Source organism: Frondihabitans sp. PhB161 (assembly GCF_003814635.1).
Lineage (GTDB): Bacteria > Actinomycetota > Actinomycetes > Actinomycetales > Microbacteriaceae > Frondihabitans.
This window is the reverse complement of record NZ_RKQW01000004.1, coordinates 46,568-65,698: the sequence shown is the minus strand read 5'-3', so window position 1 is coordinate 65,698 and position 19,131 is coordinate 46,568. Positions and strand designations below refer to the sequence as shown.

29 protein-coding genes are annotated in these 19,131 nt (G+C 67.7%); 12 read left to right on the top strand and 17 right to left on the bottom strand.

Annotated features, from left to right (window positions below; all coding sequences use genetic code 11):
- Window positions 1-33 precede the first annotated feature (33 nt).
- Window positions 34-738: a hypothetical protein gene (locus EDF39_RS15060; RefSeq protein WP_123944382.1), complete on the bottom strand. Its 705-nt coding sequence runs from the start codon at window positions 736-738 to the stop codon at window positions 34-36.
- A gap of 192 nt (window positions 739-930) precedes the next feature.
- On the opposite strand from EDF39_RS15060, the gene EDF39_RS15055 reads away from it, so the two are divergent.
- Window positions 931-1,272 carry a DUF6234 family protein gene (locus tag EDF39_RS15055; RefSeq protein ID WP_123944380.1) on the top strand — a complete coding sequence of 114 codons (342 nt, stop codon included), beginning with the start codon at window positions 931-933 and terminating at the stop codon, window positions 1,270-1,272.
- A gap of 35 nt (window positions 1,273-1,307) precedes the next feature.
- Window positions 1,308-1,814, top strand: a complete 507-nt coding sequence (locus EDF39_RS15050; RefSeq protein ID WP_123944378.1) for a hypothetical protein — start codon at window positions 1,308-1,310, stop codon at window positions 1,812-1,814.
- A gap of 19 nt (window positions 1,815-1,833) precedes the next feature.
- On the opposite strand, the gene EDF39_RS17740 is transcribed toward EDF39_RS15050, so the two are convergent.
- The 3 genes from EDF39_RS17740 to EDF39_RS15035 all read right to left on the bottom strand — a co-directional run bounded on the left by EDF39_RS17740 (window position 1,834) and on the right by EDF39_RS15035 (window position 3,483).
- The gene (locus EDF39_RS17740; protein ID WP_233573156.1) at window positions 1,834-2,241 is read right to left on the bottom strand and encodes a hypothetical protein; all 408 of its coding nucleotides are present in this window, start codon (window positions 2,239-2,241) and stop codon (window positions 1,834-1,836) included.
- Window positions 2,238-2,678 (bottom strand): hypothetical protein, encoded by a 441-nt coding sequence (locus EDF39_RS15040; protein WP_123944374.1) that lies wholly within the window; start codon window positions 2,676-2,678, stop codon window positions 2,238-2,240. Before EDF39_RS15040 ends, EDF39_RS17740 begins: the two co-directional genes overlap by 4 nt.
- A gap of 265 nt (window positions 2,679-2,943) precedes the next feature.
- A complete protein-coding gene (locus tag EDF39_RS15035; RefSeq protein ID WP_123944372.1) occupies window positions 2,944-3,483 on the bottom strand; it encodes a cysteine hydrolase family protein in 540 nt (179 codons plus the stop codon).
- Window positions 3,484-3,688: 205 nt separating this feature from the next.
- Between EDF39_RS15035 and EDF39_RS15030 the strand changes: the two genes are divergently transcribed.
- The gene (locus EDF39_RS15030; protein WP_123944370.1) at window positions 3,689-4,111 is read left to right on the top strand and encodes an arsenate reductase ArsC; all 423 of its coding nucleotides are present in this window, start codon (window positions 3,689-3,691) and stop codon (window positions 4,109-4,111) included.
- A 67-nt stretch (window positions 4,112-4,178) separates the two neighbouring features.
- On the opposite strand, the gene EDF39_RS15025 is transcribed toward EDF39_RS15030, so the two are convergent.
- The gene (locus tag EDF39_RS15025) at window positions 4,179-4,673 is read right to left on the bottom strand and encodes a GNAT family N-acetyltransferase (protein ID WP_123944368.1); all 495 of its coding nucleotides are present in this window, start codon (window positions 4,671-4,673) and stop codon (window positions 4,179-4,181) included.
- 50 nt (window positions 4,674-4,723) lie between these two features.
- Between EDF39_RS15025 and EDF39_RS15020 the strand changes: the two genes are divergently transcribed.
- The gene (locus tag EDF39_RS15020) at window positions 4,724-5,170 is read left to right on the top strand and encodes a cytidine deaminase (RefSeq protein WP_123944366.1); all 447 of its coding nucleotides are present in this window, start codon (window positions 4,724-4,726) and stop codon (window positions 5,168-5,170) included.
- A 131-nt stretch (window positions 5,171-5,301) separates the two neighbouring features.
- Window positions 5,302-5,859, top strand: a complete 558-nt coding sequence (locus EDF39_RS15015; RefSeq protein WP_055962047.1) for an MOSC domain-containing protein — start codon at window positions 5,302-5,304, stop codon at window positions 5,857-5,859.
- A 20-nt stretch (window positions 5,860-5,879) separates the two neighbouring features.
- Here the strand turns inward: EDF39_RS15015 and EDF39_RS15010 are convergent, their stop codons facing one another.
- Both EDF39_RS15010 and EDF39_RS15005 read right to left on the bottom strand, forming a co-directional pair.
- A complete protein-coding gene (locus EDF39_RS15010; protein ID WP_123944364.1) occupies window positions 5,880-6,146 on the bottom strand; it encodes a hypothetical protein in 267 nt (88 codons plus the stop codon).
- Window positions 6,147-6,334: 188 nt separating this feature from the next.
- Window positions 6,335-7,132: an SDR family NAD(P)-dependent oxidoreductase gene (locus EDF39_RS15005; protein ID WP_123944362.1), complete on the bottom strand. Its 798-nt coding sequence runs from the start codon at window positions 7,130-7,132 to the stop codon at window positions 6,335-6,337.
- 54 nt (window positions 7,133-7,186) lie between these two features.
- Here EDF39_RS15005 and EDF39_RS15000 point away from each other — a divergent pair, with 54 nt between their 5' ends.
- Window positions 7,187-7,798: a TetR/AcrR family transcriptional regulator gene (locus tag EDF39_RS15000; RefSeq protein WP_123944360.1), complete on the top strand. Its 612-nt coding sequence runs from the start codon at window positions 7,187-7,189 to the stop codon at window positions 7,796-7,798.
- A gap of 5 nt (window positions 7,799-7,803) precedes the next feature.
- Here EDF39_RS15000 and EDF39_RS14995 read toward each other — a convergent pair whose 3' ends face one another.
- The 3 genes from EDF39_RS14995 to EDF39_RS14985 form a co-directional block, all read right to left on the bottom strand.
- On the bottom strand, window positions 7,804-7,983 hold the full coding sequence (locus tag EDF39_RS14995; RefSeq protein WP_123944358.1) for a hypothetical protein: 180 nt from the start codon (window positions 7,981-7,983) through the stop codon (window positions 7,804-7,806).
- Between the two features lie 325 nt (window positions 7,984-8,308).
- Window positions 8,309-8,521 (bottom strand): hypothetical protein, encoded by a 213-nt coding sequence (locus EDF39_RS14990; RefSeq protein WP_123944356.1) that lies wholly within the window; start codon window positions 8,519-8,521, stop codon window positions 8,309-8,311.
- Window positions 8,522-8,718: 197 nt separating this feature from the next.
- Window positions 8,719-9,087: a VOC family protein gene (locus EDF39_RS14985; RefSeq protein WP_123944354.1), complete on the bottom strand. Its 369-nt coding sequence runs from the start codon at window positions 9,085-9,087 to the stop codon at window positions 8,719-8,721.
- Between the two features lie 62 nt (window positions 9,088-9,149).
- Here EDF39_RS14985 and EDF39_RS14980 point away from each other — a divergent pair, with 62 nt between their 5' ends.
- From EDF39_RS14980 to EDF39_RS14970, 3 genes are all read left to right on the top strand, one after another.
- A complete protein-coding gene (locus EDF39_RS14980; protein ID WP_123944352.1) occupies window positions 9,150-9,608 on the top strand; it encodes a MarR family winged helix-turn-helix transcriptional regulator in 459 nt (152 codons plus the stop codon).
- Window positions 9,609-9,853: 245 nt separating this feature from the next.
- On the top strand, window positions 9,854-10,069 hold the full coding sequence (locus EDF39_RS14975; protein ID WP_123944350.1) for a hypothetical protein: 216 nt from the start codon (window positions 9,854-9,856) through the stop codon (window positions 10,067-10,069).
- On the top strand, window positions 10,066-10,605 hold the full coding sequence (locus EDF39_RS14970; RefSeq protein WP_123944348.1) for a hypothetical protein: 540 nt from the start codon (window positions 10,066-10,068) through the stop codon (window positions 10,603-10,605). Before EDF39_RS14975 ends, EDF39_RS14970 begins: the two co-directional genes overlap by 4 nt.
- Before the next feature lie 144 nt (window positions 10,606-10,749).
- On the opposite strand, the gene EDF39_RS14965 is transcribed toward EDF39_RS14970, so the two are convergent.
- The 5 genes from EDF39_RS14965 to EDF39_RS14945 form a co-directional block, all read right to left on the bottom strand.
- Complete coding sequence (locus EDF39_RS14965; protein WP_123944346.1) at window positions 10,750-11,100, bottom strand: hypothetical protein; 351 nt, start codon at window positions 11,098-11,100, stop codon at window positions 10,750-10,752.
- Window positions 11,101-11,250: 150 nt separating this feature from the next.
- On the bottom strand, window positions 11,251-12,348 hold the full coding sequence (locus EDF39_RS14960) for a Gfo/Idh/MocA family protein (protein ID WP_123944344.1): 1,098 nt from the start codon (window positions 12,346-12,348) through the stop codon (window positions 11,251-11,253).
- Window positions 12,333-13,037: a ThuA domain-containing protein gene (locus EDF39_RS14955; RefSeq protein ID WP_123944342.1), complete on the bottom strand. Its 705-nt coding sequence runs from the start codon at window positions 13,035-13,037 to the stop codon at window positions 12,333-12,335. The genes EDF39_RS14960 and EDF39_RS14955 overlap by 16 nt, the downstream gene beginning before the upstream one ends.
- Window positions 13,038-13,148: 111 nt before the next feature.
- Entirely contained in the window at window positions 13,149-14,363 is a 1,215-nt protein-coding gene (locus EDF39_RS14950) for an MFS transporter (protein WP_123944340.1), read from the bottom strand.
- A complete protein-coding gene (locus tag EDF39_RS14945; RefSeq protein ID WP_123944338.1) occupies window positions 14,363-14,893 on the bottom strand; it encodes a helix-turn-helix domain-containing protein in 531 nt (176 codons plus the stop codon). The genes EDF39_RS14950 and EDF39_RS14945 overlap by 1 nt, the downstream gene beginning before the upstream one ends.
- A 234-nt stretch (window positions 14,894-15,127) precedes the next feature.
- Here EDF39_RS14945 and EDF39_RS14940 point away from each other — a divergent pair, with 234 nt between their 5' ends.
- A complete protein-coding gene (locus EDF39_RS14940; protein ID WP_123944336.1) occupies window positions 15,128-16,018 on the top strand; it encodes a neutral zinc metallopeptidase in 891 nt (296 codons plus the stop codon).
- A gap of 379 nt (window positions 16,019-16,397) precedes the next feature.
- Here the strand turns inward: EDF39_RS14940 and EDF39_RS14935 are convergent, their stop codons facing one another.
- A complete protein-coding gene (locus EDF39_RS14935) occupies window positions 16,398-16,676 on the bottom strand; it encodes a GlsB/YeaQ/YmgE family stress response membrane protein (RefSeq protein WP_055959223.1) in 279 nt (92 codons plus the stop codon).
- Between the two features lie 138 nt (window positions 16,677-16,814).
- Between EDF39_RS14935 and EDF39_RS14930 the strand changes: the two genes are divergently transcribed.
- Together EDF39_RS14930 and EDF39_RS14925 are read left to right on the top strand one after the other, a co-directional pair.
- The gene (locus EDF39_RS14930) at window positions 16,815-17,504 is read left to right on the top strand and encodes a response regulator transcription factor (protein ID WP_123944334.1); all 690 of its coding nucleotides are present in this window, start codon (window positions 16,815-16,817) and stop codon (window positions 17,502-17,504) included.
- A 180-nt stretch (window positions 17,505-17,684) separates the two neighbouring features.
- Window positions 17,685-18,308 carry a DUF6518 family protein gene (locus tag EDF39_RS14925; RefSeq protein WP_123944332.1) on the top strand — a complete coding sequence of 208 codons (624 nt, stop codon included), beginning with the start codon at window positions 17,685-17,687 and terminating at the stop codon, window positions 18,306-18,308.
- 71 nt (window positions 18,309-18,379) lie between these two features.
- Here EDF39_RS14925 and EDF39_RS14920 read toward each other — a convergent pair whose 3' ends face one another.
- A complete protein-coding gene (locus EDF39_RS14920) occupies window positions 18,380-19,129 on the bottom strand; it encodes a hypothetical protein (RefSeq protein WP_123944330.1) in 750 nt (249 codons plus the stop codon).
- Window positions 19,130-19,131 lie beyond the last annotated feature (2 nt).

Genomic DNA, 19,131 nt, shown 5'->3' with positions numbered 1-19,131 from the left:
CATGGCAGATTGGCCGGCCGCAGTCATGCGCCGTTACGGGCAGCCTGCGGCACCGGCGAAGCCGAACCAGCCGTGGCTTGCGACGACGTCGCCCGTCATCCCCCGGGAGGTGACTCGCACGACCGGCCGGAAGTCCGACGTGCTGCTTCCGGCGCTGAGCGAGCAGCCGGAACCCTTCTTGCTGTACTTCACTTCGACCGAGAGCACCTTGGCGGTGTCGGGGTCGACCGTCAGGCCGCCGGCGATATCGAAGCGGGCGTCGAGGTCGTCACCCGCAGTCCGCACCGGGAAAGCCGTCGAGAAGTCGCCGTCGAGCTGCGTTGCGACGATGTCGACGCGGCTGCCCGGGCCGAAGAGCGGCAGCGTGAGACGGTCGATCGAGACCGCGCGTCCGCCGGTGTTATCGACGATGATGCGCAGTCGGCAGTCGAGCGCTTTCGTGACAGTGACGAGCGAGTCGAACTGCTGCTGACCGTCGTCGAGCGAGTCGTCAACGGACTGCGTGGTGATCGCGCCCGAGGCGCAGGCCCACGGGCGGGCGTCCTGACGGATGACGACGCCGTCGCGGGCGACCGCCGCGCTCACGGGCCAGGCAACGACCGCGGCCACGGCCACCGCGACCAGCAGTGCCGCGATGGCAATGGCTGCGATCAGGCGTGGACGCCGTCGCTTGGCCGACCTCGAGGGCTCGGGTGCGGGAGCGGAAGCGGGGGCCAGGACGACCCGAGAATCACTCATACCCGGATCCTAGGGGCCCTTTTGCTCGCGAACCAAGCACTTTCTGCCCCTCGGCGCGCCCGCGTCTCCCTCGTGAGAAGGATGCCGCCGTGCGGCCCCACGCCGTAGGTTCGACCCATGAACGGAGAGCACGATGCCATGGCGGCCGGCCGTCAGCCGATCGGTTACGCCGGTATCTAGGCCGGCCTCGGGGTGCTCGGCTCCAGCATCATGGCGGCCCTCGCATGGCAGTTCTTCGAGGTCTACTTCGCCATTGGCGGGACGGTCCCCACCGCGGCGCCTAGCGACGGCCTGCGCTACCTCGTCACGGCCGGGCTCGGCGTCGCGGTGGTTGCTGCCAGCCTGGTGCTGGCTCTCTTGCGCCGGAAAGTGCTCGCGGTCGTTTGCTCGTTAGCTCTGGCCATAGGCATGTTCGGATTCGCGTACGTCCTGGCCGTCCCGCAGAACCGGTGGAACCAGGATCCGGTCCACGAGCCTCTCCCCGCCGACTATCGCCCCTGCTTCTCCGGCAGTAACGATTGCCCCGGGGGCTGAGTCGCCCCTAGGCTCGGGCCCAACAAGGGGGAACCATGTCTTATCGCCGTACCATTCTCTGCTCCGTCGCCGTCGTCGCTGCAGCGCTCGCCACCGCGGGCTGTACCGCTTTCGCGCCGCCCACGGTGCAGCCGTCCTCGCACAAGACCGTCGCCGCGGTAGCGCACGAGGCCAATGCCGAAGACCGGTTCGCGATCCTGCACCGTGCCTTCACCTCGACCGATGCACTCCCCGATGACACCGCCGCCGTCGAGGACGACGAGGTCGTTCTGAACAGCCAGCGTCGCGCGGGATCCGACCACGGCACGACCTTCTGGATCGCCGAGACAAAGTCGGGCGGTGCCTGCCTCATTGCGCACAACCCCGACCCGAAGAGCGCAAACACCTGGACCATCTGCTCCAGCGACCACATGGACAAGGGCGCCCAGGTGACCGGGATGTCCGATGAGACCCAGCACGGTTACCTTTTCATGACCGACGGCTACGCGCCCGTCGGGGCGAACCCCCCGCGCAAGATCACCGCGAACGTCTGGGCTGACTGAGGGCCCGGCCGCGTCGCGGTCAGCGATAGACAGCGAAGTTGACGACTAAGAGCACGACAATGACGGCGATGACTATCGCAGACCCGACGGCCGGAATCCACCACACGGGCTTTCTTGCTCTTCCTCGGAGCACGATCCAGAAGATCGTCCCGATAGCGATGAGACCGCACGCGACCCAGTAGGTAGGCAGTGTGAGATCGGCCACTCGGTAGCCGCAGGTGTCGGGACGAGCCTGGCTGCACGTCGTCGTAGACCCGATGAGCTCGAAAACCACCACCAGTGTTCCGAGCGCGCAAGCGAAGACCTCGACGAGAAATAGGCAGACCGCCAGGACCCAGTCCCCCACCCCGCCAGACCGCGCTACTCGCATCGGTGGCCCCGCCGGTGCCGGCGGCGCTGCCGGCAACGGCGGCCTCTCGCCTGTCACGCGTCGAGCAGCAGCCGCATAGCCGCCTTGAGAGCGTTGTTGCCTCGGCGCAGATCGGCTGCTTCCGCCTCGAGGGCGGTGACCTTTGTGTCGGCCGGGGCCGGATCCTTGTCCGGTGTCATCGCGGAACGAGACACGGGAACTTCAGGATCCGCGACCGCCTCGATCTCGTCGGACGCCGCGGCCGGTTCGTCGTCTGCGGCCACCTTCGTCGTGACCACGGCCGAGAAACGCGGTCGCTGCTTCTTTCGTGCTGGCTTGTCGGATTCCGGCGTCGCAGCAGCGACCCAGGCGCGGAGCGACTGCTGCCCGACACCGAATTCATCGGCGACGACCATGAACACGTGCCGGTCTTTCGGATTCGTGGCGCGGCGTTCGAGAACGCGGGCTGTCGCCGCCTCACGAGTCGCGGCGTCGTACTTCTGCTCAAAGGCCATGCCGAAAATCTAGGGCACCGGTGCTCCGATGTCTGCGGGGATGGGACATCTCGGTTGTCGGGTGCGTCGACTCGAGGGGTTGTGAGCGAGCCTGCGCGCGGGTTGGTGCGCGAGCCCGCGACCGGGTTGCGACCGCACTTGCACCCCCGTGAGGTCTGGCGACCCACCCTGCGCCAGCCCGCTCTGGCCGTGCGGGGGTTCATCTGCCGGGGCCGGAGCCGTGCGGGGGTTCAGCCCACGTCGCTCGCCCCGCACCCACCAGTTGTCACACGGGCGACGCGCTGGGCGTGACTGTCGCGAAGCTTCCGTCGAGGGCGGCCATGAATGCTGCGTGCACGCTCGCGCCGGGAACGGTGGTCTCGCCGAGGGTCAGATCGGGGGCGGCACACGCATCCGAGACGACCGTGCAGACGAAGCCGAGCTCGTGCGCGGCCCGGGTGGTGGAGTCGATGCACATGCTGCTCATCATCCCTACGATGACCAGCTCGGTGACCCCGGCCTCGCGAAGCACCCCCTCCAGCCCGGTGTCGATGAAGCTATTCGGCTGGTGCTTCTCGAGAACTGTCTCCCCGTCGAGCGGCGCGACCGCTGGGTGAAAGCCAATGCCGGGGGTCTCGGGCACGAAGAACGTCGCGTCGGGGGCGGTCGCCACATGGAAGATGTGCACGACGAGCTCACCCGACTCGCGGAACGAGTCGAGAACGGTGTGTGCGGCGGCCGCTGCCGCTTCAGGTTCCACGAGAGGGAAGGCACCGCCCGGGAAGTAATCGAGCTGGATGTCAACGAGGAGGAGTGCGCGGGTCATGGTTCGAGTATGGCCTCACCCGCGACGCCGACCCGGCCGCATCGACCTGGCTACATCGACCAGACCTCTCGCCGTCTCGCCAACCGACACCCTCGATCCCGCCTAGGCTTATTGCGCGTCGAGGCGCCAAGACCTTAACGCTGCCGGGGCGATTACCCGCCGACAAGATGAACGACTACGGCGAGAGTCACCGAGTGGAGAACCAATGGCCGAGAAGCCGACAGTACTGTTCGTGTGTGTCCACAACGCGGGCCGGTCTCAGATGGCGGCCGGTTTCATGAGAGAGGTGTCGGGCGGTCGCGTCGAGGTGCTGTCCGGTGGATCCGAACCGGGCAGCGCAATCAACCCCGTAGCCGTCGCCGCGATGGCCGAGGTGGGCATCGATATCACCGGCAACGTTCCCCAGCGCCTGACGACCGATCAGGTTCGCGAATCCGACGCCGTCATCACGATGGGCTGCGGCGACGCCTGCCCGATCTTTCCCGGCAAGCGCTACGACGACTGGGAGCTCGTCGACCCGGCGGGCAAGGCGATCGACGAGGTACGCCCCATCCGCGACGACATCCGCTCGCGCGTCGAGGCGCTCCTGGCTGACCTCCTCCCGCCTAATTCGCCGTCGGCACCGTGAGACCTCAAATTTGACTGCTCGCCGCGCCTGAAATACGTCGTTTATGAGGTCTCGCGAGCGCGTAGCCCTACAAAAGGCGCTCGAATGTGCGCATCGGGCGCTTCAGCAGGGAGTGCTCGTACTCCTCCCCCACAGCGACCCACCCCTCGCTCTCGTAGAGCCGGACCGCCGGGGTGTTTTCGAGCAGCGCGTGCAGCACGGCCCGCCGGTACCCCCGGCGTGAAAGCTCGTCCGTGGCAGCTCCCAGCAGAGCTCTCCCGAGTCCCCGCGTCTGCTGACCCGGTGCGACCGCAAGGAGCCCCACGATCGCAGCATCCTCAGGATCCGACGGCTCACCACTCCCCGGAGCAGTCGCCAGCACAAATCCCTCGACGTCGTCAGTGGGCCCGGCGACGAACCACGCGGCGTTGCCGTCGAACTTTGGGCGCGCCCGCTCAGCCACCCCCGGGAACGCCGCGCCGTCGCGTGCGGCGCAGGCGTCGACCCAGATCGCGATGCACTGGTCGATATCGGCAGCGGCGGCCGGTCGAATGGCGCGCTGGGCAGTGGCGGTGTCGTGCATACCCCCATTATTCCGACGGCTGAGAAGGGTGGCTCTGGAAGACTCGTCGGATGCACGCTGATCAGAAGTTGTTCGACCGAGCCGTCGAGCAGATGAACCTCCGCTGGCCCGATGCTCCCGAAGCGGTCGCGGCGGCGGTGTATCTGGAGGATGGTTCGATCCTCACCGGGGTGGCGCTCGACAATTTCAACGCCTCCATGAACCTCTGCGCCGAAACCGGTCCGATCTGTGCGGCCTACACCCAGGGTGCGCGAATCGTCGCGTCGATCTGCGTGAGCCGCGAGCCCGGCAGGACTGGCTTCACCGTGTTGTCTCCGTGCGGCGCCTGCCAGGAGAGGCTCGCCGTCTGGGGCCCGAGTGTGGAGGTCGGCGTAAACGACCCGGCGAGTTCGACGGGCTGGTCGAGCCGCACGCTCCTCGACGTGAATCCGTACTACTGGGCCACAGCGTTCGCCGACGACGACGTCTGGCCCTCGGCGGCACAGCACGCCGGGTGATGTTCCCCGAGCCGGACTGCTAAGCGACGCCCATCGGCCATTCCGACCCGGCGCGCCGAGTCGGTTTGGCCGATCCTCGTCACTTTGGCCCGCGACTTCGATCAGGACGGACGATAAGCGAGAATCGACGCATGCCGTCGATCAGCCCAGAAGGATCCGTCGTGGCCGTGAGTCGGGATCCTGACCATCGTTTCAGCAAGCCCGTCGTCGACGAGATCACGCTGGTCGCCGGCTGGGGTATCGAGGGAGACACCCACGCGGGCGTGACGGTCCAGCACCGGTCGCGAGTGGCCCGCGATCCGAACCAGCCCAACCTGCGGCAGGTGCACCTCATCCATGCCGAGCTGTTCGATGAGGTGGCTGCTTCCGGCTACCGGGTTGAGGCTGGCCAGCTCGGCGAAAACGTGACGACGCGGGGTGTCGATCTTCTCGCGCTCCCGGCTGACACTCTCCTTCGCCTCGGCGGGGAGGCCGTCGTCCGCGTCACCGGGCTGCGCAACCCCTGCCAGCAGATCAACGGCTTCGAGCCCGGGTTGCTCCGGGAAGTCCTCGGCCGCTCCGAAGACGGAGCCGTCGAACGCAAGGGCGGGGTGATGGCCGTGGTCGTTGCGGGTGGCACTGTTCGCGCCGGCGACGAGATTCGGGTCGAGCTACCGGCCGGCGAAGCCGTGCCTCTCCAGCCCGTGTGAGCTCTCCGAAGCACTAGCCCTCAGCGAGCGCGACGACGCCCGAGAGCAATTGCCGCAGCAATCAGCAGAACCACGAGGCCGCACACGCCGATGAACGTACCGACCAACGCCAGCACCCCGGCGCCGATATTCGCGCCGCCACCGTCGTTGCTGGTGCTGTGGTTGAAAAGAAGGGCCGCCCCCAACACCACGAGCCCGAAGATGGCTACTGCCAGGCCCGTGACGGTAAGAGTCATATTTGCGCGGCGGCGGCCTTGAGGCGCGGGGGCAGCGGGTGATTTGGACACGACCGAAGCCTACCGAGCGGCACACGAGCCCCTCGCCGCTACAGCCCGCGCATCATCTGCAGCGCGAAGTAGTACGCCGCGACCACTCCGCGCTCGACACCTGTGAAGAAGACGAGGCCCGCGAGCGTGAAACCCACCGCCAGCACGAGCATCGCGCCGGTCGCCGGTCGCCACCCGCGGGTCGAACGTCAGCCGAGCCGGGTGTAAGCGATTCCGCCGTCGACGTCGATGACCGATCCGTGCAGGAAGGCCGCTTCATCTGAGACGGCGAAGCGCACCGCGTAGGCGACATCGACCGGTCGCACCGGATGGCCGGTCACCGTGCCGGCCGTCATCGCAGCGAGGACGTCGGCGCTCTTGGCGTTGCCGGGCGTGCTCGTCGCACCCGGCGATACCGTGTTGACGCTGACCCCACGAGGGCCGAACTCCGCCGACCACGTGCGCGTCATCTGCTCGAGTGCCGCCTTCGAGGCCGTGTATATCGCCCCGAAGGGCACGCCAACGCGGGCCATCCACGAACCGATGTTGACGATGGATCCGCTCCCCCGCTCGGCCATGGCGGGCGCGAGGGCAGCTACGAGTACGTGCGGCGCACGGACGTTGGTCGCGAGCACGGCGTCGAGGTCGTCGTCGGCGAGATCGGCGGTCGGCGTAGCGGGATAGATGCCGGCGTTGTTGACGAGGATGTCGATGCGGCCACCACCGAGAGAGACGGCCTCGGCGGCGAACCGGCGGATGTCGGCGGTCGACGACCCGAGGTCGGCCACGAGTGCCGAGGCGCTGCCGCCGGCCCGTTCGATTGTCGAGACGACGCCCTGTGTGCGGGCCGTGTCGCGACCGCTGACGATGACGTGGGCACCGGAGGCGGCGAGCACGCGAGCTATGGCTTCGCCGATGCCGCTGCTCGATCCGGTGACGAGGGCGGTTCGGCCGACAAGGCGGGCGTCGGGCGTGATGGAGGCGAGTTCTTCTTCGTTGGACTTCATGGTCCATTACTAGCATGGATTGGACCGGTGAGTCCATAGAGATAGTCTTGAGCAATGCAGGAGGCGAACATCACTGAGCGCGGCCGGGCCACTCGGCAACGCATCATCGAGGCGACCGGGCGCGAGATCCTTGCGTCCGGCATCGGCGGAACGACCCTCGACACCGTTCGAGCAGCGACGCTCACCAGCAAAAGCCAGCTGTTCCATTACTTCCCCGGCGGCAAGGCCGAACTGGTGCGCGAGGTCGCCGTCTGGGAGGGCGGTGAACTCTTCGCGGCGCAGAAGCCGCACATCGACGATCTCTCGAGCTGGGAGTCGTGGCACGCCTGGCGTGACGCCCTCGTCGACTACTACATCGGGCTCGGACGCTGGGCCTGCCCGATCGGTTCGATGGCGACGCAGGCCGCCATGACGGATCCTGAGTTGGCTCGAATCATCACCGAGAGCATGACGACCTGGAGGCTGCTGCTGGCGTCGGGGGTCACGAAAATGCAAGACGCCGGCTGGGTCGACGTCGCTGCCGACCCTCAGCGAATCGCGGTGGCCATTCTCGCGGCGCTCCAGGGTGGACTCGTGTTGAGTCAGCCCGAGAAAGCGTCATGGCCTCTGGAGGCTGCGATCGACTCCGCCTTGGACGTGCTGCACAAGGTCGGCAACGAGGGCTGATTCGGTCACTGACCGGCGCTGACGGTGACCGAGCCGGAGGGGCTCGCGCAGCTTCCATTGTCGTTGCAGAGCGAGTAATCCCAGCCCACGATCTCGGCATAGGCCTCTCCTGCCGGGAACGAGGCGGGAACGGTCATCTTCACCGAGAACCCGTCGACGAGCTGAGCATCTGAGGTCGACGTCACCGCAAGCTCGGGTTTGCCAATTGGGCTGGCAGCGACGCTCCAACCACCTCGAGGCCGGGGACGATCGCAGCCCCTGTCTACGACCACGGTGATCGAGTCTCCGGGTGAGACTGCCGTCGGTGTCACGTTAACAAGAGGAATGCATGCCGCCGGATCATCCCCCGATGATGCACAGCCACTCAGCGAAGACAACGCGATCAATACCGCCGAGAGCGGAAGCAGAATGAGCGGACCGTGTCGCATATAGCCGAGTCTTACCCACCACGCGTCGTGGCACGAGGGCCAGATGTATCCATCCGGTATCGGTCTGCAGGCTGGTTCGGCGTCAGGCGCGACCACTCGGCGCACGACGGAGTCCGAGCCACACGAGAATGAGGCCTACCACGACCATCACGGCGCCGACGTAGAGCCACGTCCGGTCGCCCGTCATCGTGCTCCCCGGAATCAGGTTGAGACCCTGCCCCGCGAAGACCACGCCGACGATTGCGACGACGAGCCCGACTGCCACGAGGGCGATGCGCCCGATTCTGCTCTGCATGATGCTCACCGTACGCGCCTGAAGCGCCGGCGCGGGCGTTCAGCGAGTGCGAGGTGACGCGAATCGGCCAACATCACAGCGCCGCGGCGCGCGAGGTCGGCCGAATCGCGCGATGTCGCCGGTTGGCACGACGTCGCCGATTCGCACAAGGCGGCCGATTCGCGTCAGGCCACCGCTGCCCCCACCGACCGCCCGACTCAGGCGCGATCGTGCAGCGTGATCTGGTATCCGTCACGGTCGGCGAAGGTGAAGGTGCGACCGAACGGACCGTCGATCGGCGCGGCGACGATCGTGTGCCCGTCGGCGACGAGCGCGTCGTGAATCGCCTGCACGTCGGTCGCGTGAAGCCAGATCGCCGCGCCGATGCCGGGCTGGTCAATCGACTCGAGGTCGGTACCGGCGACGATGTCGCGCAGCGCGAAGGCGATCGGCGTGGTCTCGAAGACGACCGCGTGAGGCGGACCTGCCTCAGAGCGGACAAGGCCGAGGTAGTTCTCGTAGAACGCCTGCGACGCATCGAGATCACGAACCTGGAGCGAGAGGAAGTCGGGGCCGGTGACGGGCATGTGGTTCTCCTTATTTTTGTGTCAGCTTTCTGACACAGTTCAACCTATGTCAGAATACTGACATGAGTCAATACGGAGACGCGATCGACCTCGACACCTCGCTCGGGTACCTGCTGAAAGAGGCCTCGAGCGCCCTCCGCGCCGCCATGGAGGAGGTGCTGCGCCCCCTCGGCATGACCATCACTCACTACTCGTGCCTCGAGCTCCTCGCGCAGCGGCCGGGCCTGTCGAACTCCGACCTCGCGCGAGGCGCATTCGTCACCCGCCAGTCGATGAACGTGCTGCTGCAGGCCCTCGAGCGCGACGGCTTCGTTACGCGACCGGCTCAGGCCCCGGTCGGCAAGACCCTGCCCACTCGGCTCACTCCCCGGGGTCGGCAGCACCTGTCGGCGGCGACGGCGGCCGTGCGCTCCGTGGAGGTGAGGATGCTCGCAGGCATGTCGGGCGATGAGCAGGCAAAGGCGTTCAGGATCCTGCGCTCCATGATCAGCTCCCTGCGCGACGGCAACCCGGCCGGGTAGGTGGGCGGGGCGCCGCTCCGGGTGGTGCGCGTGGCTCGCGACCTGACGCGAATCGGCCAACGTCACAGCGCCGCGGCGCGCGAGGTCGGCCACTTCACGCGACGTCAGCGTCGGGCGGCGCAGGCCCGCGAGATGGCCTCACCTGCAGCCGCGGCGCCGGCGGGACGCAGACACGGCCATCTCGCGAGCACGCGCGACACGACACAGCACAAGGATCCGGCCCCACCACCCCTAGGCTCTCGACCATGGCCAAAACCGCAACCCGTACCACCGACACGACCATAATCCTGTTTGGAATCGGGGTGCCACTCGGCGTCCTCGGCCTCGTCCTCGTCGTCTCCACAGCCCTCGACGGCGGTGCGGTCGTCGACTCGATCCTGGGTGGCTCGGGCTTGATTGCGGGTGCAGTCCTGATCGCTGCGTCGGCCATCGTCGGCGCCATCGGCCGCATCCGCCAGTGACGCGGGAGGTGTCGGCAGAGGTGAGTGCGGCTCCGACCGAGCCGCGCGTCATCCGCTCCCCCGTCGCGACACTCGCCTTCCGGGGTGCCCTCGTCGGCGCCCTGAGCGCGTACGGCGTCCCGATGCTGTTCGCCGAAGGGGTGTTCGTAGCGACGATCGTGACGGACGACGGTGTCGCCGCCGCCGCGCAATGGACGCTTCTCTACGCGGGGTTCGGGGTCGTGGCGGCAGTCGTCTGGGGGCTGCTGGGGGCTGGTGCGGGGGCGGTTGCCGGATCCTCGTTTTCTGGTTTTTCGCGACGACTCCCACCCAAGTCGGCTCGTCTCGCCACGGGCGCTGTGGAGGGCGTCCTCGTGGGGATCTTTACGGGGGCTGGGATCGGCGTGTTCTTCAGCCTCGACGTGGTGTCGATTCTGGTCGTCGGTGTCGCGTCCGGGCTCTTGGCGACGGGGACGGCGGCCTCGGCGCTGCGCACCCGCGATGCCGCGGTAGACGCAAGAGAACTGCACGACGCCGCGGCGGCGCAGTCGCGCTAAGCGACGCGAATCGGCCAAAGCGACGCGGCGAGCCGTGCGCTAATGGCCGACCCGCGTCGCTTCGCCCGGCGATCGCGACGAGGTCGCGCGAAACGGCCAACGTCACAGCGCCGCGGCGCGCGAGGTCGGCCGATCCTCGTCACGTCAGCTTTCGTCGAGACTCAACGGCAGCACCGGCCCCCGAAGCTGGCCCCAGCCGAAGGTGCTTTCCGAGATGAAATCCTGAAGGCCGTTGTAAAAGCGGCGTTCGAACTCCTCGACCGACTCTGGCGCGAAAAGATACTGCCCGCACGCTTCGCCGAGCACCGTGACCTCGAGCATGAGCTCGTTCTCGCCAATCGGTGTCTCGCCGCTGACGTCGGCACCCTCCCAGTCGACGATTCGGATCCTGACCGAGGCGCGTTCCGACGGCGTCAACAACGTCGCTATTGCGGGAAGCACCGCCGACGGCACGATCTCATCGAAGAAACGCTGCACCGTCCACTGGCTCGTCATGAGCGGATCTTACGAGGTCGCGCGAATCGGCCAACGTCACAGCGCCGCGGCGCGCGAGGTCGGCCGATCCGCGCGAGGTCACCGACTCGAGGGCGTCCCTACAGCGCAGAGCCACCCAGCGCGACACTGCCGACGCACAACCCGCGCGCCTCACCACGTATCGGGGGCAGCACCGCGCGGCACCGGCTCCGGCCGCGCAACCGTGCTCGTCAGCTCGACGACCCGCTTCTCGGCGCTCGACCGGACAATCGCGTCCATCGCCTCCAGCACGTGGAACGCAAGTTCGCCCGAGGCCCGGTGCGGCCGATCCGTCTCGATAGCCCTGGCCATGTCGGCGAGCCCGTAGCCGCGTCCGGCCTCCTCGTAGCCGGCCGACACCGGAACCGCCTGGAAGGCGAGGTCGTCGACCGTCGACACCTCGACCGCGTCTGAGAACCGGTTGGGGTCGGGAACGGCGATCGTGCCCTGCGTTCCGTACACCTCGAATAACGGCGATCTCGTCGCCCGCACTTCGAAGCTCACGGTGAGGGTCGTTGTCACACCGCTCGTGTGCTGCACGAGCGCACTGACGTGAGTGTCGACGTCGACCGGGATCGGCGTGCCGGCGAGCGGCCCCGTGGCGACCGTCCGCTCCCGACCGGAGCGGGTCGACAAACCGGTGACGCGTTCAATAGGCCCGAAGAGCGTGATGAGAGCGGTCAGATAGTAGGGCGCCATGTCGAGCAGGGGGCCACCACCCGACTGGTAGTAGAAGAGCGGCGCCGGATGCCACGCTTCATGGCCGGGAGCCGACCAGTGCACCTGCGCCGCAACCGGCTCGCCGATCAGACCGGAATCGACAAGGTGGCGAGCGGTCTGCACGCCGGTGCCGAGCACGGTGTCAGGGGCGCTGCCAACTCGCAAGCCCTCCGACGCAGCCAGCTCGAGCATGGGACGCGCCTCGTCGGGCGTGAGACCGAGCGGCTTCTCGGCGAAGACGTGTTTTCCGGCGGCAAGGGCGCGCATTCCGATCTCGACGTGCGTCTGCGGCAGCGTGAGGTTGATTATCGCGTCGACCTCGTCGTCGGCGAGGAGTTCGTCGACGCTCAGCGCCCGCACACCCTGCTCGTCGGCAACCCGCCGTGCGCGAGCCGCGTCGATGTCGGCCACAGCGATGAGCCGTAGCCCGGGCAGCCGGTGGAGACTGTCGAGGTACTGCTCCGAGATGGTGCCGACTCCGATGATGCCGACCTTCAGCGCGCTGCCCACAGGAGCCCTCTTTCGATGATGGAGCGAATCGGATCCTGCTCGAGGATGTCGACCTGGTGGCCCGGGGTCGCGACGAAGACGCGCCCCTCGCCCCACTGCCGCGTCCAGATGGCAGGGCTCGTGACCTCGCGGTGAAAAGGATCCCACGGGCGGACTTTCTGGGTCGTCGTCGCCAAAACGTCGTTGTAGTCGTCGTGGAGCACCCAGTACTGCTCGGTGGTGAGCTCGAAATCGCGGACGCCGGCCGTGATCGGATGGGTGGCGCCCACCTCGGTGATCGAGACGGTGTACGGAACGTAGTTGTCGGCGGGCGTGCCGGTGCGTTCGCCGGGAGCCTTGCCCGGGTGGGTGGCGAACTGCCCGCCGACGAGGTGCAGGTAGTCGGAGTTGTTCCGGAACGAGTCGGCGATGCCGCCGTGCCAGCCGGCGAATCCTGCGCCGGCGACGACCGCTGATTGGAGGCCGCGGAACTCGTCGTCTGCAATGGTCGACATCGTCACCGATTGGACGATCAGGTCGACGGTCTCGAGGTAGTCCGTGTCGGCATAGACGGCGGTCGACTCCTCGACCCGCACCTCGTCGAAATGCTCGTGAAGGAACGGGAGGAAGAGGTTGGTCGCCTCGACCGGCTGGTGGCCGTCCCACCCGCCGCGCACCACGAGGGCCCGACGCGAATCTCTCTCTGACACGGTGACGGCCTTTCTCGAGGGGAGGCGACGCTGACCCTCCCGCGTACTCACCCTGACACGGCGACGGAGAGTCAGCGCGCAGCGACACTGGGGTTGCGCAACGCCCGATGGTCACGCCGGTGCGACGGGGGCATTCCTGATGCGCCAGATGCTCGGGACGCAGGCCACGGCGAGACTCGCCAGGGCGATGAGTGCGCCTGCGCCGAGCAGCACCGGCTGCGTGCCGGTGACTGCTGATAGCGGCCCGACGACGACCTCCCCGAGGGGGATGGCCACGAAGGATCCGACGGCGTCATACGAGTAGACCCGGGCCAGTTTGTCTCCGGGGATGTGCTGCTGCAGCGACTGGTCCCACGCGATGCCGAACTGCTCGATCCCGATCCCGCCGAGAGCGAAGCAGACGATCAGCCAGGGCACCGACGGGTGCAGAGCCAGCATCGTCACCGGGAGCGCGGAGATCGCTACCAGCAGCACGCCGATGCCGAGCGCTCGGGAGGGGCGCCATCGGAGGGCGAGGAGCGAGCCGAGCACGAGGCCCACGGTCTCGGACGCGATGATCAGCCCCCACGAGGCGCGCCCGAAGGTCTGGTCGGCAATGAGCGGTCCGAGCACGGCTATCGCTCCCACGAAGGCGGCGTTCACGACCATGAACTGGACGACCACGACCCACACCCACGTTCTCCGAGAGAATTCGCCCCAGCTCTCGCGCAGATCGTGCAGGATGCTCTGCCGCTCCTCCGGTGTCTCCGCCGGGCCGCGCACGCGGATCCGCGAGAAGAGCGCGGCCGCGGCGAGGAATGCGAACGCGTCAAAGGCGAGCCCCCACCCCGGGCCGACTGCCGCGATCACCAGCGATCCGATGGCCACCGAGATGAGGGTTCCCGCGTTGACGCCGAGACGGAGGATCGAGTTCGCCGAGCGCAGCTGGTCGGGCTCGACCGTCGAGGGAACGAGTGCGGCCGAGGCGGGGAAGCTCACGGCCGCGACGGCGCCGTTGACGACGCTGAGGCCTGCCAGCAACGGAATCGTCGCCGTGCCGCCAAGCACGAGGGCGGCGATGACCCCCTGGCTCAGCGCCGCTGCGATCGATGCCCCGGTCAGAAGGAGGGTTCGCGAGAACCGATCGGCGAGGACGCCTCCGAAGAGCAGTACCGCGACGTTGGCTACCGAGCGACAGGCGACGACGAGGCCCAGATCGGAGGCTGAGCCGGTCAGGTCGAGCACCGCGAAAGCGAGAGCGAGGGGTGCGACCGAGTTGCCCAACACGGTCGTGAAACGCGCCGCCGCCAACCACCGGAACGGCGGGGAGGCCAGAGGCCCGCGCATCAGGGGCGGTCCATCTGAAAGAGCGCCGCCGACATCGACACTCGGACGGCACCGGCCGTTCGTGCCGGCAGCGCCTTGGCATGCAGCCGCGCCGAGGCGTCTCCGACCGCTTGGACGATCGCGGCCCACTCCCCCGCATCCAGCCACAACTCGGCATCGGTCGACACGCGCGGTCCGTCTGCGGGGAACTCCGCCCGACGTTGCAGCTCAGCGGCGAGAACGGCGACGTAGTGCCGAAAGGAGGCCGGATCGACTGCCTGAGGATCCTCGGATTCGTCGAGGGGCACGAACGGCTTGGCCGACGACTCGTGTCGGTACCGCTTGGCGTCGCCTCCGCGCACCCTCGTTCGTTCGACCACCCGCACGAGGCCCGCTCGCTCCAGGAGGCGCAGGTGATAGCTGGCGTTGGCCTGGGTGACATCGAGCTCCCGAGCGACCTCGGCGGCGCTCAACGCCGCTGCGGTGACGAGCGACAGCATGCGGAGGCGAAGGGGGTGCGCCGTGGCGCGGAGGCTTTCGAGGGGGTCCACGCGTCCACTCTGGTGGCGCCAACCGCGACTGTCAAATAACTGTTTGGGGGTCGCAGCCGCGAGGCGCGGTGTGGCCCCTTGCAAATTTGAAGGAGAAACGCGCCCGGCCGAACGCAGACATCAAGATCGGCGGGGGTCGCCCTCGCGTTTCTCCTTCGAATTTGCAGAGCGCACAACGCACACGCGCCAGGCCCGCACCGGCCCCTCGCCGCGCCGGGCCGCTAACGTGCAGGCATGTCATTCAACGACGACGCGAGGATCGACAGCAGCAAGGTCAAGCGCCGTGGCCGCACGGCCGGGGTCGCGGGCGGAGGCATCGGGGTCGTGGCCATCGCGGTGTACCTGATCGCCCAGTTCACGGGCGTCGACCTGACGGGCGTGGTCAGCGACGGGAGCGGCTCCGGGGCAGGCCCGCAGCAGATCGAATCGAGCTCCCTCGACAGCTGCACGACCGGCGCCGACGCCAACGCCAACATCGACTGCCGCATGGCCGGTGCCGCCGATTCCCTCGACACCTACTGGAGCACCGAGGCGCCGAAACTAGACGTGCGCTACGACACCCCCGAGTTCTTCCTCTTCACCGATTCGACGACCACCGGCTGCGGCGCAGCCAGCTCGTCGACCGGACCGTTCTATTGCCCGCCCGATCGAGCCCTCTACGTCGACACCGCGTTCTTCGAGCAGCTCCGCCAGGACTTCGGCGCGACCGCGGGGCCCCTCGCCCAGATGTACGTCGTGGGGCACGAGTGGGGTCACCACATCCAGCAGGAGAGCGGCAGTTTCGACACTGCGGACCGCACCCAAACGGGCCCAGGATCCGACACCATCCGCCTCGAACTTCAGGCCGACTGTTATGCAGGGGCGTGGGTCGGTGCGGCATCGACGACCACCGACTCCACCGGTACCGCCTTCCTGGCACCGGTCACCCGAGCCGAGGTCGCGGACGCTCTCGATGCGGCCGCGGCAGTGGGCGACGACCGTATTCAGGCCGCCAGTGGCTCGGGCGTCGACTCCGATTCGTGGACCCACGGATCCTCGGCCCAGCGTCAGAAGTGGTTCGAGGTCGGGCGCGGCCGCGGGGCTGCGTCCTGCGACACGTTCGGAGTGTCGGCGGGGGCGCTGTAGGTTCGGCCAGGCCCCACGTCGCCTCGGGCCCGCTCCCATGCCCATGCCTGCCGCCCGCTTCCGAGTGCCGCCATTTGCACGCTCGGCCGACCCCGAAGCGACATTCGGCGCCACTCGCCAGCCGGCGCCGCCACCGAATGCACGAAAACGGCCCGCTCGACCAAGGCCGCGGGCCGAATCCGCACACTCGGCACCCACTCGCGCCCTCGGCAGCGGCGCGTCGCCCGTCGCGCGCCGGTGGCCCGCCGCGGTGAGTGTCGGCAAACGCCTTCCAGCCGGGCCTCGCAGCGTCATCTCGCGGCACTCGCCGAACAGTGCCGCCTCCCGGACACAGCCGAAGCTGCGTGCCCGGGAGGCGCGGCGCGATCGAGGATCCGGGTCAGCGGTTGACGGCGCTGCGTCCGACCACGCGGGTGTAGATGAACAGCACGATGATGGCGCCGATGATCGAACCGATGAGGCCGGCGGGCTGGAAGAAGCCGTCCATCGGGTCGTGCTGGAAGATCAGGAAGCCGAGGAAGCCACCGACGAACGAGCCGATGATGCCCAGGATGATGGTCTTGAGAATCCCGAGGTTCTGCTTGCCGGGGATGACGGCGCGGGCGATGAAGCCCGCGATGAGGCCGACGACGATGAGGGTGATGAGTAGACCGATCATGATGTTCTCTTTTCTCTCGGTGCACGCGGGGGCGTGCGGTGGTGGTGGTGCGGATGGGAACGCCAGTTTCAGCGATAGGTCGACTCAACCACCCCGGGGGGTGTGCCGTTACACCCCTGGGGGTGGGATGCTGAATCCATGACCACGACGACGAACGCGACGACAGGCGCGACGACCAGGCCCCTCACCGTGACGCTGGTCGACGACTACGACGTCGTACTGATGGGGCTGGCGCACATGTTCGATTCGTACCGCGATCGGATCCTCGTGTCCGAGATCGACGCGAACGCGGTCTTGCATGACTCGATCGACATCGTGCTGTACGACTCGTTCGCCCAACCGGAGTCCGACCACCACGAGATCGCCGGGCTCGTCGGCAACCCGCAGGCCCGTCATGTCGTCGTCTATACCTGGAACTTCCAGCCCGAGCTGGTCGAGACCGCTCTTGGCCAGGGCGTGCACGGATACCTGTCGAAGACCCTGCCCGCGCGCGAGCTCGTCGAGGCCCTCGAGGCTGTGGCACGCGGGGAGATCATCGTGAGCGAACCCGGTCGACGGGCGCCGAGCGCGGCCGGACTCGACTGGCCGGGGCGCCGCGAGGGCATCACCGACCGTGAGTCCGAGATCCTGGCCCTGATCACCCAGGGCAAGAGCAACGCCGAGGTCGCGACGCTGACCTACCTCAGCCCGAACACGGTCAAGTCGTACATCCGGTCGGTGTACCGCAAGATCGGCGCCGAGAGTCGCACCCAGGCGGTGCTCTGGGGCGTCGGGCACGGCTTCACACCCGACCACCATCGCATCGATCACTGGCTCGGAGGGCCGTAGCGAGTCAGCCCGTAGCGAGTCAGCCGGTTGCATGTCAGCCGGTTGCAAGTCAGCCGGTTGCGAGACAGCTAGTCGCGAGCCGGTCGCCCGACTCTGTTCCACCCCGCGGTGTATTTGCGCCCACCACGAGTCGTCCGCTGGGGCGACGCCCCCTCCCGTCGCCTCTGCGAGTGTGGACGCATGGGACGATCCATCGGATACACGCTCGCCTGGTGGCTGGTCGGAGCGGCGGCCGGTCTTCTGCTCGGCGGGGCGACATCATTCGGCCAGCAGTATCTGCCGGAGGGCGTCAGCTCGTTCGCCAACTCGAACAGCGGCTGGACTCTCCTGGCGTTCGTCGTAACCGTCGTCTGCACCCGCTGGAGCAGTGCACGTCGCTGGTGGGTCGCCGCCGGGCTCGGGCTCGTCGTCTTCCATGCGCTTCTTCAGGGCTACGCGGTCGTATCGACACTCCGCGGCTTTCCCGACTCCTACGGCCCCGGCGACTTCTACTTCACCGTGGCAACCCTCGCCGGGCCGGTCGTCGGGCTGGCCGGCTACTGGTGGCGTTCCCCCTCGGGTGCTCTTCGGGCCCTCAGCGGCGGCATCTTCGTAACCGTCATGATCGGCGACGGCGTCTCCGGCCTCCTGCGAGTGGCCGATACGACGGGGTGGCTCTACTGGGTCATCAGCATCCTGATCGGCGTGGGTGTTCTCGCATGGCTGCTGGCGCGCCGCGTCAGCCGCCGACGCGACCGTGGTCTCGCGGTCGCTCTCGCCGTCGCCGGAACCGCCGCATTCGTGTCGGCCTTCGCCGTCCTCTGACCCCTTGACCCGGGCGCGATGGCACGAAGGCAAGGCCGACGCCACGGCCCGAGCCCGTCCAGTACTCGGGCTCAGAGGTTTCGCGCGTCGAGCCCTTTCACAACCGCCGTCGTGAGCTCGGAACTCCAGAGACGGTGCACGTTCGCCCACGAGAATTCTTCCGGTCCGACCTGAGTCGCGGCGCCGGTGACTTCGGGAAACGGCACGTAGAAGCACTCGGGCATCGACATCGCGAGCTCCTCCGACGCCCGATTAAGACGGATGACCTGCTGCCTGATTCGCTTCCTACCGATTCGAGGCGTCTGCCGAAACCTGTCCATGGGCGGCAATCCGGCGAGGACGATCGGGCATGACGTGCCCGACCCCTCTCTGATTCCCTCCAGTAGACGACGGAGCTCTCTCGACCATGACCGTGCGGTTGTCATGAGGAGGACGTCGGAGTACCCGACCGCGACCACCGCGGCATCGATATCGCCGTGGCTCCGGAAGTCCTCGGTGAACCCGTCACGGGGCCGACGAACCGTGTTCCGCGGAAAAAGCCAGTCACACCGACGGTCGCGCCGCCTCTCGAGATCTCTCGCCACCTGAGACAGCGTCGACAGCTGCTCGTCAACGACGCCGAAACGCGCGGCTTCCAGGCTTCCGACGAAAAGGATCCTGTCACCGTCGTGAGTCTGCTCGTCTGGATCATCTGGCAGATAGAACCCGCCGGACACGAGGCGCCGGAAACGCCAGAGGCGCAGATAGAGGGCTGGCCGCAGCAGCCGCCATCCCCACGCCACGTCAGGCAGCGAGTGGGGAGGAGTCGATGAAGGCGTCATTG

Excerpts from the sequence above, each read along its gene's own strand:
- EDF39_RS14950 (WP_123944340.1), bottom strand. The coding sequence starts at position 14,363 with ATGCGCGGGCCTCTGGCCTCCCCGCCGTTCCGGTGGTTGGCGGCGGCG.
- EDF39_RS15050 (WP_123944378.1), top strand. The coding sequence starts at position 1,308 with ATGTCTTATCGCCGTACCATTCTCTGCTCCGTCGCCGTCGTCGCTGCA.
- EDF39_RS14930 (WP_123944334.1), top strand. The coding sequence starts at position 16,815 with ATGACCACGACGACGAACGCGACGACAGGCGCGACGACCAGGCCCCTC.
- EDF39_RS14935 (WP_055959223.1), bottom strand. The coding sequence starts at position 16,676 with ATGATCGGTCTACTCATCACCCTCATCGTCGTCGGCCTCATCGCGGGC.
- EDF39_RS14975 (WP_123944350.1), top strand. The coding sequence starts at position 9,854 with ATGGCCAAAACCGCAACCCGTACCACCGACACGACCATAATCCTGTTT.
- EDF39_RS15020 (WP_123944366.1), top strand. The coding sequence starts at position 4,724 with ATGCACGCTGATCAGAAGTTGTTCGACCGAGCCGTCGAGCAGATGAAC.
- EDF39_RS14925 (WP_123944332.1), top strand. The coding sequence starts at position 17,685 with ATGGGACGATCCATCGGATACACGCTCGCCTGGTGGCTGGTCGGAGCG.
- EDF39_RS15030 (WP_123944370.1), top strand. The coding sequence starts at position 3,689 with ATGGCCGAGAAGCCGACAGTACTGTTCGTGTGTGTCCACAACGCGGGC.
- EDF39_RS14985 (WP_123944354.1), bottom strand. The coding sequence starts at position 9,087 with ATGCCCGTCACCGGCCCCGACTTCCTCTCGCTCCAGGTTCGTGATCTC.
- EDF39_RS14920 (WP_123944330.1), bottom strand. The coding sequence starts at position 19,129 with ATGACGCCTTCATCGACTCCTCCCCACTCGCTGCCTGACGTGGCGTGG.
- EDF39_RS14965 (WP_123944346.1), bottom strand. The coding sequence starts at position 11,100 with ATGACGAGCCAGTGGACGGTGCAGCGTTTCTTCGATGAGATCGTGCCG.
- EDF39_RS15000 (WP_123944360.1), top strand. The coding sequence starts at position 7,187 with ATGCAGGAGGCGAACATCACTGAGCGCGGCCGGGCCACTCGGCAACGC.
- EDF39_RS15025 (WP_123944368.1), bottom strand. The coding sequence starts at position 4,673 with ATGCACGACACCGCCACTGCCCAGCGCGCCATTCGACCGGCCGCCGCT.
- EDF39_RS15015 (WP_055962047.1), top strand. The coding sequence starts at position 5,302 with ATGCCGTCGATCAGCCCAGAAGGATCCGTCGTGGCCGTGAGTCGGGAT.
- EDF39_RS15035 (WP_123944372.1), bottom strand. The coding sequence starts at position 3,483 with ATGACCCGCGCACTCCTCCTCGTTGACATCCAGCTCGATTACTTCCCG.
- EDF39_RS15040 (WP_123944374.1), bottom strand. The coding sequence starts at position 2,678 with ATGGCCTTTGAGCAGAAGTACGACGCCGCGACTCGTGAGGCGGCGACA.
- EDF39_RS14980 (WP_123944352.1), top strand. The coding sequence starts at position 9,150 with ATGAGTCAATACGGAGACGCGATCGACCTCGACACCTCGCTCGGGTAC.
- EDF39_RS14940 (WP_123944336.1), top strand. The coding sequence starts at position 15,128 with ATGTCATTCAACGACGACGCGAGGATCGACAGCAGCAAGGTCAAGCGC.
- EDF39_RS14990 (WP_123944356.1), bottom strand. The coding sequence starts at position 8,521 with ATGCAGAGCAGAATCGGGCGCATCGCCCTCGTGGCAGTCGGGCTCGTC.
- EDF39_RS15060 (WP_123944382.1), bottom strand. The coding sequence starts at position 738 with ATGAGTGATTCTCGGGTCGTCCTGGCCCCCGCTTCCGCTCCCGCACCC.
- EDF39_RS15005 (WP_123944362.1), bottom strand. The coding sequence starts at position 7,132 with ATGAAGTCCAACGAAGAAGAACTCGCCTCCATCACGCCCGACGCCCGC.